Raw genomic sequence first — 14,540 nt, 5'->3', positions numbered from 1 at the left:
GCTTAGCGATAGAACTCGGAGCTTACTGTGGTGCTTTATTACAACAGCGCTTCGTTAGAGTTGGCCGGTACTTCCAAACCAAACGATGCCACGCTGCTATCAGCGTTGTAGGTTGGCGCGCTATCCACTTGAGCAGATAGGTGACCTTCTGTTGACGCACCAAACGCTGTCAGTGGGCTGACTGCCGCTTCAAAACCCTGCTCTGTTGCGACGGTGTGTGCTGCTAGGTTGCTCTCAACGGAGTTAGCACCAAATTGGCTGAGGTCATTCACCGCAAACGCTGACGTTGCGAAAAGAGCGGATGTGATGATGGCTGAGTTAAGTAGTGTTTTCATGATCGTTTACCTTTTTTGATTCTGTCGGTGGCTCACCTTGTTGGTGACCTTCATAGCTTGTTTCGATGGGTTAAATGTATATGACGAATCTGAAACGAAACTGAAAAAACCTGAAAATTTTTATTTATTTTTTTCTAAAAAAACGTAGCAAAAACCGATTAAACCTCTCGTTAAAACCTTTTAAACCACAGGTTATAAACAGAAAAAACCATAAGGATTTTATGTTTTTATCACTGCATAAAAGCGTAAATAGCAGCCATAAAAAAAGGGAGCCGAAGCTCCCAACGTGTGTACTGTAAACCTGAGGATAGAGGGGATGGAACAGTGATGAAAAAAGCGGAGTATTACAGTGTTGCTTCGCTGGATACACTCGGTACATCAAGGCCGTAAGAGGCAACCAGTACCGCACCGTGTGCATTCGCATCAGCAACACGTGTCTCAGATGCTAGATGCGCTTCTTTAGAATTACCTAGCTCAGACAATGGGTTAGCGGTGTTAAAGCCGGTTGCCGTGCTGCTGTTGCCCACTGCAAGGTTTGCTTGCACTGAATAATCAGAGAACTGGCTAAGATCGTTAGCAGCGAAGGCAGAAGAGCTAGCCAGTACGGCGAAAAGTGTAGAAGCGATAACTGTTTTCATGATGATGATCCTTTTAATCTGTTGTCAGCGGTGATGCGTGATCAGCGCCTTGAATGTCGTTTTGATGGGTGTAGATTAAAAGATCAATCTGAAATGAAACTGAAAGATAAAATAAATTTAAAAATAATCGCCAGCCTATTTATTAAGTTATTCTTTAATTTACCTAAGCCTTACTGTTAAAAATAGAAACTCTCAAAAACTCACGCAAAAGACTCTGCAAAGAAAAGTCCCCCCTTGCCTCCCCGAGATAAGAAAGAAAGGTCCACCTTAAATTGCACAACGGCCATTCTCAGCTAACCTCAAAAGGATGCTTTTGATAAAAACAAGGAGCAAGCTCATGTATCTAGTTCGCCTCATTTACACTAGCCGTGTAACACGCGAGAACTATGCTTTCGGACCCGAAGAGATTAGCAGCATACTCGAAACCTCAAAACGGAATAATCAAAAGCACCATATTACTGGCCTGCTCTGCTTTAACCGCAAGTACTTTCTGCAATCGATAGAGGGCTCACGGCACGAGGTGAATAAAACATACGAGCGCATCATGCGTGATAGCCGACATCACGATGCCGTCATTCTTGGTTATGAAGAGATCAGCGAAAGAGCCTTTAGCAATTGGAACATGGGCTTTATTCCCGAATCCTCGGTAACCAAAGAACTGATCACCCAGTTTGGCCTGACCGATGAATTTGAGCCCTATAAAATGAGTGCCGAAAGTGCATTGGGTATGTTAAAAGCGCTAAAAGGCTTTATTGAGTAGCTAGCACTGATAGGTGGTCACAGCATTGACAACCACCGAATTATAATTGAAGCGCTCTCAAGTCTAGATGCAGAAATGTCACTGTCCCCTGCTGCTATCAGACTCTAGTATCTACTTTCAAAGACTCTGGAGCCTGATATGAATGAAGACAGAAAGCTAGCTGATCCCACCCTAGTTTGCACCTGCAATGCCCTCTATGTCTGCGATATCGTTGAAGCTATTGATATAGGAGAAGATGACTACCGTGAGATCTTAGCCCTTCATGGACTGCAGCCACGCTGTGGCGAATGCCGCCCGCACGTCGAAGCACTTGTAAGCGAGCATTGAACCACCTCTGCTAAAAGCGCAAACATTATCAAGCGCTGCTCTCCTACTATGGTGTCCTAAGGAGACGTTATGAAGCCATCAACAAGCCACCAGTATCGACAGCGCTTACACAAAGTGCTGGACTATATCTACGCTCATCAGCAAGCGACGTTAGATGTTAACACGCTAGCAGATGTCGCAGCGATGTCACCCTATCACTTCCACCGTATCTATCGGCAGATGAGCGGGGAAAACATCAATGCAACGATTCGCAGAATACGCCTCCAATACGCCGCAGCGGAACTGATTCGTACCGAGAAACCTCTGCCCCAGATTGCTAATCAAGCGTGCTACACCAGCCTCGAAGCCTTTAGCCGCGCCTTTAGTAAACAATACGGTATTGCACCCAGCGTATACCGAGAAGGTAAGCAACGAGCAACCAACGACATCAAGCCCCTGCGTTCAGAACTGCCACCAATAAAGGATATTAATCATATGTTTGAGGTTGAAATTAGCCAATTTCCGGGCTTAGAACTTATAGGATATGAGCACAAAGGGGATTACATGGGTATCGGGCAATCTTTTGAAAAGCTCTTTATCTATGCCGGTAGCAAAGGACTTTTGAATCAATCCACCCGCTCTTTTGGTATTTACTATCACGACCCGGGCTCTGTTGAGAGCGATGAGTTGCGCTCCCACGCCTGTATCACCAGTAACAGCCCAACCGATACAGACAACGATGCGCCAACACCGCTTACCTTACCGGCAGGCACCTGTGTGAATTTACTATTTAAAGGATCATATGCGGAGCTTGAAAAGCCTTATGCTTGGCTATTTGGGAATTGGTTTCCCCAAAGTGGTTATGAACCAGGGGACTTTCCCTGCTTTGAAGAGTATTTGAACGATCCGAAAACTACGCCACCGGATGAACTGCTCACCCGCATCTACTGTTTGCTACGCTAAACAAACACAAAAAAGGAGGCCAAGGCCTCCTTCTGCTTTAAGCGACTTGCTCAAATCACGTGTCGATCTCCCGTTCGTGCGTGATTCGTTACAGTGCTAGTTGATTACAGCACTGATCGATTACAACAGCGCTTCGTTAGAGTTGGCCGGTACTTCCAAACCAAATGATGCCACGCTGCTATCAGCGTTGTACGTTGGCGCGCTATCCACTTGAGCAGATAGGTGACCTTCTGTTGAAGCACCAAACGCTGTTAGTGGGCTGACTGCCGCTTCAAAACCCTGCTCTGTTGCGACGGTGTGTGCTGCTAGGTTGCTCTCAACGGAGTTAGCACCAAATTGGCTGAGGTCATTCACCGCAAACGCTGACGTTGCGAAAAGAGCGGATGTGATAATGGCTGTGTTAAGTAGTGTTTTCATGATCGTTTACCTTTTTTGATTCTGTCGGTGGCTCACCTGGTGGGTGGCCTTCATAGCTTGTTTCGATGGGTTAAATGTATATGACGAATCTGAAACGAAACTGAAAAAAACCTGAAAACTTTTATTTATTTTTCTCTAAAAACACGTAGAAAAAACCGATTAAACCTCTCATTAAAACCTTTTAAACCGCAGGTTATAAGCAGAGAAAAACCATAGGCCTATTACGTTTTATCACTGCAAAAAAATCGTAAATAGCAGTCATAAAAAAAGGGAGCCGAAGCTCCCAACGTGTGTACTGTAAACCTGAGGATACAGGGGGTGGAACAGTGATTAAAAAAGTGGGGTATTACAATGTTGCTTCGCTGGATACGCTCGGTACATCAAGGCCGTAAGAAGCGACCAGTACCGCACCCTGTGCATTCGCATCAGCAACGCGTGTCTCGGATGCTAGATGCGCTTCTTTAGAATTACCTAGTTCAGACAAGGGGTTAGCGGTGTTAAAGCCGGTTGCTGTGCTGCTGTGGCCCACGGCTAGGTTTGCTTGCACTGAGTGATCAGAGAACTGGCTGAGGTCATTCGCAGCGAAGGCAGAAGAGCTAGCCAGTACGGCGAAAAGTGTAGAAGCGATAATTGTTTTCATGGTGATGATCCTTTTAAGCGGTTGTCGGCGGTGATGCGTGATCAGCGCCTTGAATGTCGTTTTGATGGGTGTAGATTAAAAGATCAATCTGAAACGAAACTGAAAATTAAAAATAAAATCCAAAGAGATGAGTAATAACCTTATTCAATAAAATCGGTACATATTGATCATCCATTTGAAATAGAGAAACCGATAGCATAAAAGATGACCGTCCATGCTATCGATATTATCTCGGATAGTTTTACCTAAACACTTTTACGTTACTGGCCAACCGCCATATCAACAGCGTCAGCATGCAACTCTTGCAGCGGGCCAAAAAATTCGTAATGAACCTGCGTTTCAGGAATTTTCAGTTCTCTCACAAAGCCACTTACCGCCTGCATGAATGGCTTAGGGCCAAGAAAATAGAGCTCCACATCGCGATTCTCTGGTAACCATTGCGCCAATAGCTCCGCGCTCAGATAGCCTTTGGCATCGGGGGTGTCACCGCTCAGTGCTTGATCATAAATAGTAAACGATTTCAGGTTGTCATAACGCGCGCTCAGTTCTGCCACATGGTCCCTAAAGGCGTGTACTTGGCTATTGAGTGCAGCGTGAATAAATATAATCTCCCGACCACTGGTAACACAGGTGTTCAGCATACTGATCGTCGGCGTAATCCCAACGCCACCACTTAAGAGCACCAACGGGCGCTGGCTATCGTCGAGCACGAAATCACCACACGGCGCTGTTACGGCAATTTCATCTCCTACAACAAAGTGTTCATGCAAGTAGTTCGAGACAACCCCATCAGGCTCACGCTTCACGCTAATCCGAATGCCATGCTTGTCAGGCGCGTCAGACAAACTGTAATTGCGGCGGATCTCTTCACCATGAATGTGCAACACCACACCCACATACTGACCCGGCAAGAAGCTGACCAGTGGTTCACCATCGACTGGGTGTAAATAGTAGGATGTGATCAGTGTGCTCTCTTCTACTCTATCGACTAAACGAAATGCTCGCTCACCACGCCAGCCACCCAAGCGCTGCTGATTCTGCTCATAAATCGTCTCTTCAACGCCGATCAAAATAGCGGCCAACTGCTCATACGCGGCTCCCCACGCAGACAGTACCTCCTCGGTTGCAGCATCACCCAACACGTCGGAAATAGCAGCGAGCAAACACTCCCCAACAATGGGGTAATGCTCCGGTAAAATGCCCAAAGAGCAATGCTTATGGGCGATAAGGCTAACCGCGTCTCCTAATGCTTCGAGGCGCTCAATATTTCCAGCATAAGCGATAACCGCATTGGCTAAAGCTTCACGCTGCGTTCCTTGTATTTGGTTGGTGTGGTTAAAGTACCTCTTTACTTCTGGATAACGAGCAAACATCAACGGATAGAAACAGTTGGTAATATCCCGCGCATGTGCTTTAACAGCGGGTACAGTGGCATTAATGATGGCAATCTGATCTTGATTCAGCATAAGAACTCCATAGATAACACCCCGTGGGACGTCTTAGTGGCACACCCCACACAGTGGTAGAAAATTTAGGCAATACTCATCGCACCAACCGGGTTGGCGGCGGCAAATGTTCAAGGCGAGCACTTCGCCGCCCTGTGACATTGCGCCCCTTCATCACATCAGCAGCTACCCATATCGAGCTGAAATAAAGCACCACCACAGCAGTGCTAATACCACGTGCAATACGCAACATATCGATGCCCTTAAAGTAGATGTGAAGATGTTGTACCGTGCGATCAACACACCTAATACAAAGTACATGCCAACTTTTATCTTATTGATTTTAAATAAGAAAAATAAAAAGCGGTCTTTATGACACGCATTAAAAGTTGTCAAAAAAACAACATCGATGTACTTTTGACAGCATGACCATTGAAACCTATATCGATGTGATCGAAGACATCACTCGCGACATATCCAGCACCGAGAGATACCAGCGCTTACTGACGGCAATCCAAACAGCTATCCCCTGTGATGCCATCGCGCTGCTGAAAATTTCTGGCGCCTACTTAGAGCCTGTGGTGTTCAAGGGGCTCAACCCCGAGACCCAAGGCCGACGCTTTAAGCTGGGGCAACACCCAAGGCTGGATCGAATTTTGAACAGCCGCCAAGTGGTGCGCTTTGACAGCCACGCAGACATTCCCGACCCCTATGATGGATTAGTGAATACGCCCGATGGCGATCTGCACGTGCACGATTGCATGGGAATATCCATTTATATCGACGAACAGCCCTGGGGAGTTATCACACTAGATGCGATGCGCCCCGGGCAATTTGATGATGTTGCCCCAGCCCAGCAGCATGCGGCCATTACACTGACACGTGCAGTGATCACCGCTGCACAGCGAATTGCATTACTCGAACGCCAGGTCAGCCACGGCCATGAGGTCACCGCCGAGCTAAACCGAGAGCAAGGGCCTACTGATATTGTCGGCAATAGCGCTGCATTGGGGCAGTTACTAAAGGATGTCGATACCGTGGCGGGCACGCCGCTCACCGTGCTACTGCAAGGCGAAACGGGTGTGGGAAAAGAGATGATTGCACGCCGGTTACACTTGCAGTCAACGCGTTTTGACCAACCACTCGTACAGCTTAACTGTGCAGCACTGCCCGAGACACTCGCTGAAGCTGAGCTATTCGGACATACTCAAGGGGCGTTCACAGGCGCAACTCAAGCACGCAGCGGGCGTTTCGAGCTGGCCGATGGGGGCACGCTCTTTTTAGATGAGATTGGGGAGATTCCACTTCCGTTGCAAGCCAAGCTGCTGCGCGTACTTCAGGAGGGCGAAGTGCAGCGTATGGGTAGCGATCACACTAAGCGGGTAGATGTGCGTATCATCGCAGCTACTAACCGCAACCTAAGTGATGAGGTGAAAGCGGGTCGCTTTCGAGCGGATCTTTATCACCGGCTTAGCGTGTTTCCGATCACGATCCCTCCTCTGCGAGAACGTGGCAGCGATGTCTTGCAGCTGGCAGAGCACTTTCTGGAGCGTGACCAATACCGCCTGAATATCCAGAAACTCCTGCTTACCGCCAAAGCAAAACAGCTTCTGCTGCATTATCGCTGGCCCGGCAACGTGAGGGAGCTAAAGCACCTTATTAGCCGCGCTGCGCTTAAGGCTCGTAGCCAGCAACAACAGCAAAAGATGGTGCACATTACACCGGCTAATTTAGGGATCGAGCCAAGCCAACCGGTGTTAACCGAGACACCGCCACCTCCCATTGCTGAGGTCCCAAGCCACCTTTCATTGAAAGATGCCCTCGATAGCTTTCAACAGCAGCTCATCGCCCGCACACTCGCCGAGCACCACTACAATGTGGCGGCTACCGCCAGAGCGCTTAAGGTGGACCGCAGTAACCTGTTGCGTCTCATTAAGCGCCTTGATATTCCGCGCAGACAGCAGCCATAAGCGCGCTATTTTTAGAGCATAGAGTGGATATGCTAAGGGCGAGGAACAGCACCGCTGATCTTTCTGCAGCGTTCTTTGTGTCACTGGGCATCTATTTGAGCGTGCGCCCTATTTAGCACTGCCTCATCAACTCAGTTGCAGATGTTTTCTTCGCAATATGAGTTAAAAAAAGCCCCTCATCAAGAGGGGCACAGAAGAGCTTCTGGTGACAGAAGGAAATACAAAAGGGCTGTTGAATCGTGCAAGAACAACGCCAGAGGAAAAGATCGCCCCGCTCACACGGGGCAAATAGAGGACTTCACAAACATGATGTATAACACTTCGGTATACGCATGCAGTGTGGGTTTAGATCCTTACTTATTGATATTGATAACCTGTGCTGAGGTGTACTCGAGCAGGCCTTCTTGACCAAATTCAACGCCAAAGCCAGACATCTTACAGCCGCCAAACGGCGCATATGGCAGCAGCTCTGCGTGTCCGTTCACCCATGCGGTGCCGCACTCAAGGCGCTGAGCAAGTTGCGCCGCTTTAGCTGGATCAGAAGACCACACAGAGCCACCTAGCCCTACATCCGATGCATTCGCAAGGCGCAGCGCCTCTTCAATATCGCTGTAGCGAATCACCGGCAATACAGGCCCAAACTGCTCCTCATCAACGATCCGCGAACCATTGGTGACATCGGCGACAATCGTCGGAGGATAGAAGTAGCCGTTACCTTCCATCGGTTGGCCACCGCAAAGGATACGGGCACCGTTAGCACGTGCGTCTTCCACCAGCTCGCTCACTAGCTCAAGCTGCTCTTTATTCTGTACAGGGCCAAATGTAACGCCCTCTTCCAAGCCGTTACCCACGCGCTGCTGAGCAGCTACATCAGCCAGCTTTTCACACATCTCTTCATAGATCGTGTCATGAACATACAAGCGTTTCAGTGCCGCACAGGTTTGGCCCATATTTAAGAAAGCGGTCTGGAACACGCCTTCTGCAATGGCACTAGGGTCTGCATCTGGCAAGACGATACCAGCATCGTTACCACCTAACTCCAGCGTGAGACGCTTCAGGTTATCTGCTGCACCACGCATGATCGCTTGGCCTGTTGGTGTTGAGCCAGTGAACACAATCTTGCGAATTCCCGGGTGCTTAGTAATACCGCTACCGATGCCGCTCTCACCCGTCACACTGTTAACAAGACCGGCTGGCGCAACATCGTTGATCAACTCAACAAGGCGCAGTGTATTGAGTGGCGTTAAACCAGAGGGCTTAGACACCACCGTGTTACCTGAACGGATCGCTGGCATGATATGCCACACGGCAATCATCAGCGGCCAGTTCCAAGGTGTAATCGAACCAACAACGCCCAGTGGCTTACGGTGAACCTCAACGCGCTTGTTCTCAGAGTCTTCAAGCACATCGACGGGCAGTTCAAGTTCTGCTGTTGCACGTGTCCATGCGATTGCGCCGCCCACCTCCATTTGTGCCAGAAACATCGGCTTGCCCTGCTCTTCAACCACAATTTGCGCAAGTTCAGCGGCATTTTCTTCAATCTTATCGGCAATTTTATGCAACAGCGCTTTACGGTCTGCATCGCTAGAGTACTGCCACGTCTCATAGCACGCTTGTGCCGCCGCAACCGCTTCATCTAGCTGAGCAACGCTCGCCTGTGGGCATTGTGCAACGACCTCCTCAGTCGCTGGATTCAGCACTGCAAACGCTCCGTTGGCTCCCGCTACGCGCTTACCATCAATGAACATTGCAAACTCTTTCATCTGTGTTTCCCTCTCTGCAGAAGCGCCGAGCTGCTATCCACAGCTCGGCTTTTTTAATAATTATCGTGTTACTTAATTAGAACGGTACAATCGCTAGCAACTGGAAGTATGTGTTGTTGTCGTTGCTGTTTTGCGTTTGGTTATCACTATCAGGCGAGTAGATACCCACCAGAGGGCTGATGATCAGGTGGTCATTAACCACCCACTCCGCATAGATATCTAGCTCTTGACCATCCGAACTTGCACCAAAGGTGCTGGAGTTATTGAAGTCAAAGAAGAGCGCACCCAATGCCAGTGTCTCAGTTGGCGCAACCTTGATACCGATATGGTGGATATCTGCATCGCTACCAAATGGGCCGGCGTAGTTTGCAGCCACTTCACCTTGATACCACGTACCGTAACCGCGGCTAAAGCCGAAGAATAGTGGATCGTACCCTTCGTCATAACGAGTAAAACGGTAGTTAACTGTTGGGCTCCATGGCAGGTCACTGAATGTCCAGCCAGCCTCAGCGGTCCATGCATCAGAATCGGCGCCACTGCCGTTCTCCTGCATCACGTATTCAGCATTCAGGAACAGCTGCTCAACACCCATATTGCCTTGGAAGCGTAGGCTCAACGTATCCATGCCATCACGGTCATGGCCCATACCTAGTACGTCGTTTTGATCAAGGCCTTGCAGGTACATCGCACCGATAGTGCCCTGTGGCATCACGTGTTCAACGTTGATACCTGCCATTTCAACATTTGACTGGCCATTGTTATCCGATTCAAACCAGAAAATATCTGAACGCCATGGGCCTTCGCCGCCCACTTTTACCCATAAACTTTTATCAAACGCTTTGCGCGCAGCCAGCCAATAAGCGCCACCGCGATCGGATAGATCACCGGCAAAATCACCTAGGTTGAGTGAATCACCATTGATTAGAAAGCCATCGCCCAAAGAGATGTTTTGGCGACCAAATGAGAACTCTAAGCCGTTTTCGCCCAGCCCTGGTAGCATATTGCCAGAGCGCCAGCCTACATAAGCATCTTCGATATCGAACTCACGTTCGTTACCCGTTGTGTTACCACCAGCATCGCCATCTCCGAAGGTGCCCGATGCCAGCACATTAAACGCGCCAAACACCGCTGCGCCCTGCTCTCCATATAGACGATGACCACTAAGGCCAGCTTTAATGTAGGCTTCCTGCCAATCTGAACCATTACCTGGCTTACCAAAGTAGTTTTCTTGGCTGCTGAATGTGCCGGCAATCGCTTCCACATCCAGATTCAGCTCTGACTGGTCATCGCTGTGCAGGTTATAGGCTGAAGCGGGTAATGCTAGCCCTGCCGTTACTGCCGCAATCGCTGCTGTGAGCAACGTGCCGGACGCTCGTCCACCTATTGTTTTCATCGTCAAATATCCTCCGCGTGTTCCGCGTCATTCTTCTTATTACTGATATGAGGGTGTGCAGCAGCAACGAGCGGTGAGCGCATCAGCGCTACTCTCGGAAGGGGGTCAAGCCACTCAAGATGCTATTTAACACCCCACAAGACTAACCAACGGGTGTAAACCAGATAGCACCGAGTTGTAGCAAGATGTGGAAAACTTGTAACAAGATGTAACAACAACGATGTAAACCAAAAACAAGCACAGCAGAGACAACAGTTGTAACTTTCGCCTATATGCTGCTAAATTTCCTATAGGAAACTTACTCACTTTCTCGTGGCGATTGCTGCCCACAACCGAGGTCGTTGCTGTATGAAAAAGACGGATATCGAAATTGCTCGCCAAGCACCTATCGAACCAATCCAGCACATTGCAGATAAGTTGAACATTCCCGCCTCAGCCATTGAGCCCTACGGTAAATACAAAGCTAAGGTTGATCTGGACTACTTGAGCACATTGGAATCCAAACCAGACGGTAAGCTCATTCTTGTCTCTGCGATCTCACCCACCCCGGCAGGTGAGGGTAAAACCACCACCAGCGTTGGCCTAACTGATGGCCTTAACCGGATCGGTAAACAGGCAACCGCATGTTTGCGTGAGCCAAGCCTTGGCCCCTGTTTTGGGATGAAAGGCGGCGCGGCAGGTGGCGGCTATGCGCAAGTGATACCGATGGAAGATATCAACCTGCACTTCACCGGTGATTTCCATGCCATTGGTGCCGCCAACAACTTGCTTGCCGCGCTCATCGATAACCATATTCATTGGGAAAACACCCTAAAACTCGACTTGCGCCGCATCACATGGAAGCGCGTGGTTGATATGAATGACCGCGCCCTACGGGAGATCAACTGCTCTCTCGGCGGCCCCGGTAATGGCTTTCCTCGCGAGGATGGCTTTGATATCACCGTAGCCTCTGAGGTGATGGCGATCTTCTGTATGGCCAAAGATTTAGCGGACCTGCGCGAGCGGTTAGCCAAAATTGTCGTGGGCTATACCCGTGATAAGCAGCCTATTACCGCACAACAGCTCAGTGCTGACGGCCCGATGTCGGTGTTGCTAAAAGACGCATTGGCACCCAACTTGGTACAGACACTCGAGCACAATCCCGCCTTTATCCACGGCGGGCCGTTTGCCAATATTGCCCACGGTTGCAACTCCGTCATTGCCACTCGCGCCGCGCTCAAGCTCAGTGACTATGTGGTGACCGAAGCGGGCTTTGGAGCTGATCTAGGCGCTGAGAAGTTCTTCGATATTAAATGCCCTGATGCGGGAATCACCCCCAGTGCTGCGGTGGTGGTTGCCACCGTTAAAGCGTTGAAATTACACGGCGGTGTCGCTCAAGACCAGCTCGCGGAGTGCGATGTGGCTGCAGTAACCCGCGGATGCAGCAACCTACGCCGCCACCTAGAGAATATCGCTAAATTTGGCGTACCAGCCTTGGTAGCGATCAACCCATTTGACTCCGACAGCCCTGAAGAGATCGATGCGATTAAAGATGCAGTCGGAGATCTTGGCGTTGAAGTGGTGGTGAGTACCCACTGGGCAGAAGGCGGCAAGGGTGCGGAGTATCTCGCCAAAGAGGTCATTAAACTGATCGATACCAAACCCGCCCAGTTTACCCCACTCTACTCGCGCGACCTTAAGCTTTGGAGTAAAGCTAAAAAGATCGCGACCGAGCTATATGGCGCAGACGACATCATCGCCGATCAAAAGGTACGTGATCAAATTGCACAACTCGAGCGCGATGGCTACGGGCACTTGCCTGTCTGTATTGCGAAAACACAGTACAGTTTCTCAACAGATCCTGCATTGAAAGGCGCGCCGAGCGGCCATGTCGTACCGATTCGCGAAGTGCGTTTAAGTGCAGGGGCAGGTTTTGTGGTGGTCATTTGCGGCAACATTATGACCATGCCTGGGCTGCCCCGTGTTCCTGCTGCAAACCGTATCCGCATTAACGACGATGGCGTCATTGAAGGGCTGTTCTAACGTAGCTGTACTTATCTCGCTATGCGGTACGCCCACCATAGGCGCACCGCAAGCGGGTGTTACAAACCGCCTTGAGTCAACTTTTCGGGATTGAGCAGCTGTTCTAACTCAGCACGGCTCAGTTCGGTATTTTCCTCAGCCACATCAATAATGGGCCGCTGCTCACGATAAGCCTGCTTAGCGATCTCTGCAGCTTTCAGGTAGCCAATCTTAGGGTTTAATGCTGTTACTAGGATCGGGTTCTTATGTAGCGCATCGTCAAGCCGCTCTTGGTTCACCTCAAACGTCGCAATCGCTTTATCCGCTAACAACACGGCACTGTTACTCAGCAGCTCCAAACTATCGAGTAGATTGGCAGCGATCACCGGCAGCATTACATTCAGTTCGAAGTTACCCGACTGCCCACCGATAGTGATCGTGGCATCGTTACCGATCACCTGTGCGGCGGCCATCGCAGCAGCTTCTGGAATCACGGGGTTCACCTTACCCGGCATAATGGATGAACCCGGCTGCAGCGCTTCTAGCGAAATTTCGCCCAAGCCCGCCAGTGGGCCAGAGTTCATCCAGCGCAGATCGTTTGCGATCTTCATCATCGCCACCGCAACGGTTTTCAACTGCCCAGATAGCGCCACCGCGGTGTCTTGAGAACCAATACGGGCAAAGAAGTTATCCGCAGGTGTAAAGGCCACGCCGGTAAGAGTGGAGAGTTCTCGGCTAACAAGCGCGGCAAACTCGGGGTGCGCGTTGATACCTGTACCCACCGCAGTTCCCCCTTGTGCCAGCGCTTGTAACTCTGGCTGCAACGCCTCGAGCTGCTGAATAGTTTGGCGAATCTGTGCCGCCCAAGCCAAAAGCGGTTGATCAAAGCGCACCGGCATTGCATCCATCAAGTGGGTGCGGCCCGTTTTACAGTACTGAGCCACTGCGGCGGCTTTCTTCTCGGTCACCTCAGCAAGGTGCCTAAGTGCTGGCAGCAGTTGCTTCTCTAATGCAATCGCCGCACTCACATGAATCGCTGTGGGGATAATATCGTTACTGCTTTGGCCAAAATTGACATGATCATTCGGACTAACAGACTCACCTAAAGCTCTGCTTGCCAGTGTTGCGATCACCTCATTCGCATTCATATTCGAGCTGGTACCAGACCCCGTTTGGAAAATATCGACCGGAAAGTGCTGCATCAACGCCGGGTCTTCTTGAAGCTGGGCACATACCGTGACAATCGCGTCAGCTTGCGCTTGGTTCAGGCACTCGAGCTTCACATTGGCTTGCGCCGCGGCCGACTTAATCAGCAATAGCGCCTTGATAAATGCCTCGGGCATGGGGCGCCCACTGATCGGAAAGTTGTTGATCGCGCGCTGGGTTTGAGCGGCGTAGAGCGCCTCTGCCGGTACCTCTAGCTCTCCCATGCTGTCTTTCTCGATACGAATCGTGCTCATACTAACTCCTCTGCCACTGCTGCATTGATACGGCGGGTTGATCGGTAGCAAATTCATGCCCCGTAGCTAAAAAATATTGGCCTAATGTGTATACCTCGCGCTTCATTCGCAAAAGTTGCTGACGCTGATGTTGGCTACAGTTCAGCATCACCAGCGCATTCAAAGGCCGGTAAATGTTATCCAAACATAGCTGACGCCACTGATGCGCCACGCAACTATCACAAATGGTATCCAGCAAGGTGCGATAGCTACGCAACTGCACACAGCGCTGCTCATTACGACAACAGCACTGGGTCGATTGCTCGATCGCAGCTAGATACTGATAAAGAACACTCGGCGTATCTGGCAAAGCTCCTTGGCGCACGCACTGTTCCAGTTGGTTTAGCTCGACAATGGATAGCTGCATTAGAAAACTTAAATAAAAATGATAATGATTACCATTTATATCA

General features: G+C 49.9%; 15 protein-coding genes. 5 read left to right on the top strand and 10 right to left on the bottom strand.

What is annotated here, in order from left to right:
- Window positions 1–38: 38 nt before the first annotated feature.
- Both E4L36_RS05315 and E4L36_RS05310 read right to left on the bottom strand, forming a co-directional pair.
- A complete protein-coding gene (locus E4L36_RS05315) occupies window positions 39–335 on the bottom strand; it encodes a hypothetical protein (RefSeq protein ID WP_136679590.1) in 297 nt (98 codons plus the stop codon).
- Between the two features lie 344 nt (window positions 336–679).
- Complete coding sequence (locus tag E4L36_RS05310) at window positions 680–973, bottom strand: hypothetical protein (RefSeq protein WP_136679588.1); 294 nt, start codon at window positions 971–973, stop codon at window positions 680–682.
- Between the two features lie 337 nt (window positions 974–1,310).
- Here E4L36_RS05310 and E4L36_RS05305 point away from each other — a divergent pair, with 337 nt between their 5' ends.
- The 3 genes from E4L36_RS05305 (at window position 1,311) to E4L36_RS05295 (ending at window position 3,002) form a co-directional block, all read left to right on the top strand.
- Window positions 1,311–1,733, top strand: coding sequence for a BLUF domain-containing protein (locus E4L36_RS05305; RefSeq protein ID WP_136679586.1), 423 nt, complete (start codon window positions 1,311–1,313; stop codon window positions 1,731–1,733).
- Window positions 1,734–1,871: 138 nt separating this feature from the next.
- Entirely contained in the window at window positions 1,872–2,060 is a 189-nt protein-coding gene (locus E4L36_RS05300; RefSeq protein WP_136679585.1) for a (2Fe-2S)-binding protein, read from the top strand.
- A gap of 69 nt (window positions 2,061–2,129) precedes the next feature.
- Window positions 2,130–3,002, top strand: a complete 873-nt coding sequence (locus E4L36_RS05295) for an AraC family transcriptional regulator (protein WP_136679583.1) — start codon at window positions 2,130–2,132, stop codon at window positions 3,000–3,002.
- Window positions 3,003–3,122: 120 nt separating this feature from the next.
- On the opposite strand, the gene E4L36_RS05290 is transcribed toward E4L36_RS05295, so the two are convergent.
- From E4L36_RS05290 to E4L36_RS17800, 4 genes are all read right to left on the bottom strand, one after another.
- Window positions 3,123–3,419 carry a hypothetical protein gene (locus E4L36_RS05290; protein WP_127695503.1) on the bottom strand — a complete coding sequence of 99 codons (297 nt, stop codon included), beginning with the start codon at window positions 3,417–3,419 and terminating at the stop codon, window positions 3,123–3,125.
- A 346-nt stretch (window positions 3,420–3,765) separates the two neighbouring features.
- Entirely contained in the window at window positions 3,766–4,059 is a 294-nt protein-coding gene (locus E4L36_RS05285) for a hypothetical protein (protein ID WP_136679581.1), read from the bottom strand.
- Between the two features lie 260 nt (window positions 4,060–4,319).
- Window positions 4,320–5,525: an NO-inducible flavohemoprotein gene (gene hmpA / locus E4L36_RS05280; protein ID WP_136679579.1), complete on the bottom strand. Its 1,206-nt coding sequence runs from the start codon at window positions 5,523–5,525 to the stop codon at window positions 4,320–4,322.
- A 76-nt stretch (window positions 5,526–5,601) separates the two neighbouring features.
- The gene (locus E4L36_RS17800) at window positions 5,602–5,757 is read right to left on the bottom strand and encodes a hypothetical protein (RefSeq protein WP_169051477.1); all 156 of its coding nucleotides are present in this window, start codon (window positions 5,755–5,757) and stop codon (window positions 5,602–5,604) included.
- A 172-nt stretch (window positions 5,758–5,929) separates the two neighbouring features.
- Between E4L36_RS17800 and norR the strand changes: the two genes are divergently transcribed.
- The gene (gene norR / locus E4L36_RS05275; RefSeq protein ID WP_136679577.1) at window positions 5,930–7,474 is read left to right on the top strand and encodes a nitric oxide reductase transcriptional regulator NorR; all 1,545 of its coding nucleotides are present in this window, start codon (window positions 5,930–5,932) and stop codon (window positions 7,472–7,474) included.
- A 353-nt stretch (window positions 7,475–7,827) separates the two neighbouring features.
- Here the strand turns inward: norR and E4L36_RS05270 are convergent, their stop codons facing one another.
- Window positions 7,828–9,237 (bottom strand): aldehyde dehydrogenase family protein, encoded by a 1,410-nt coding sequence (locus E4L36_RS05270; RefSeq protein WP_136679575.1) that lies wholly within the window; start codon window positions 9,235–9,237, stop codon window positions 7,828–7,830.
- A gap of 76 nt (window positions 9,238–9,313) precedes the next feature.
- Window positions 9,314–10,630 carry an alginate export family protein gene (locus tag E4L36_RS05265; protein WP_136679573.1) on the bottom strand — a complete coding sequence of 439 codons (1,317 nt, stop codon included), beginning with the start codon at window positions 10,628–10,630 and terminating at the stop codon, window positions 9,314–9,316.
- A gap of 348 nt (window positions 10,631–10,978) precedes the next feature.
- On the opposite strand from E4L36_RS05265, the gene E4L36_RS05260 reads away from it, so the two are divergent.
- Window positions 10,979–12,652 carry a formate--tetrahydrofolate ligase gene (locus E4L36_RS05260; protein WP_136679571.1) on the top strand — a complete coding sequence of 558 codons (1,674 nt, stop codon included), beginning with the start codon at window positions 10,979–10,981 and terminating at the stop codon, window positions 12,650–12,652.
- A 59-nt stretch (window positions 12,653–12,711) separates the two neighbouring features.
- Here the strand turns inward: E4L36_RS05260 and E4L36_RS05255 are convergent, their stop codons facing one another.
- Both E4L36_RS05255 and E4L36_RS05250 read right to left on the bottom strand, forming a co-directional pair.
- The gene (locus E4L36_RS05255; RefSeq protein ID WP_136679569.1) at window positions 12,712–14,091 is read right to left on the bottom strand and encodes a class II fumarate hydratase; all 1,380 of its coding nucleotides are present in this window, start codon (window positions 14,089–14,091) and stop codon (window positions 12,712–12,714) included.
- 1 nt (window position 14,092) lies between these two features.
- Window positions 14,093–14,497 (bottom strand): hypothetical protein, encoded by a 405-nt coding sequence (locus tag E4L36_RS05250; protein WP_136679567.1) that lies wholly within the window; start codon window positions 14,495–14,497, stop codon window positions 14,093–14,095.
- Window positions 14,498–14,540: the final 43 nt, after the last annotated feature.

Origin of the sequence: Neptunomonas sp. XY-337 (genome assembly GCF_004959845.1) — a bacterium.
In the GTDB taxonomy this organism is placed as follows: domain Bacteria; phylum Pseudomonadota; class Gammaproteobacteria; order Pseudomonadales; family Balneatricaceae; genus Neptunomonas; species Neptunomonas marina.
The sequence above is the reverse complement of the archived record's forward strand: the minus strand, read 5'-3'. Positions and strand labels throughout refer to the sequence as shown.

Coding starts and splice junctions, on each gene's coding strand:
- hmpA (WP_136679579.1), bottom strand. CDS start 5,525: ATGCTGAATCAAGATCAGATTGCCATCATTAATGCCACTGTACCCGCT.
- E4L36_RS05265 (WP_136679573.1), bottom strand. CDS start 10,630: ATGAAAACAATAGGTGGACGAGCGTCCGGCACGTTGCTCACAGCAGCG.
- E4L36_RS05250 (WP_136679567.1), bottom strand. CDS start 14,497: ATGCAGCTATCCATTGTCGAGCTAAACCAACTGGAACAGTGCGTGCGC.
- E4L36_RS05305 (WP_136679586.1), top strand. CDS start 1,311: ATGTATCTAGTTCGCCTCATTTACACTAGCCGTGTAACACGCGAGAAC.
- E4L36_RS05270 (WP_136679575.1), bottom strand. CDS start 9,237: ATGAAAGAGTTTGCAATGTTCATTGATGGTAAGCGCGTAGCGGGAGCC.
- E4L36_RS05255 (WP_136679569.1), bottom strand. CDS start 14,091: ATGAGCACGATTCGTATCGAGAAAGACAGCATGGGAGAGCTAGAGGTA.
- E4L36_RS05285 (WP_136679581.1), bottom strand. CDS start 4,059: ATGAAAACAATTATCGCTTCTACACTTTTCGCCGTACTGGCTAGCTCT.
- E4L36_RS05310 (WP_136679588.1), bottom strand. CDS start 973: ATGAAAACAGTTATCGCTTCTACACTTTTCGCCGTACTGGCTAGCTCT.
- E4L36_RS05315 (WP_136679590.1), bottom strand. CDS start 335: ATGAAAACACTACTTAACTCAGCCATCATCACATCCGCTCTTTTCGCA.
- norR (WP_136679577.1), top strand. CDS start 5,930: ATGACCATTGAAACCTATATCGATGTGATCGAAGACATCACTCGCGAC.
- E4L36_RS05300 (WP_136679585.1), top strand. CDS start 1,872: ATGAATGAAGACAGAAAGCTAGCTGATCCCACCCTAGTTTGCACCTGC.
- E4L36_RS17800 (WP_169051477.1), bottom strand. CDS start 5,757: ATGTTGCGTATTGCACGTGGTATTAGCACTGCTGTGGTGGTGCTTTAT.
- E4L36_RS05290 (WP_127695503.1), bottom strand. CDS start 3,419: ATGAAAACACTACTTAACACAGCCATTATCACATCCGCTCTTTTCGCA.
- E4L36_RS05295 (WP_136679583.1), top strand. CDS start 2,130: ATGAAGCCATCAACAAGCCACCAGTATCGACAGCGCTTACACAAAGTG.
- E4L36_RS05260 (WP_136679571.1), top strand. CDS start 10,979: ATGAAAAAGACGGATATCGAAATTGCTCGCCAAGCACCTATCGAACCA.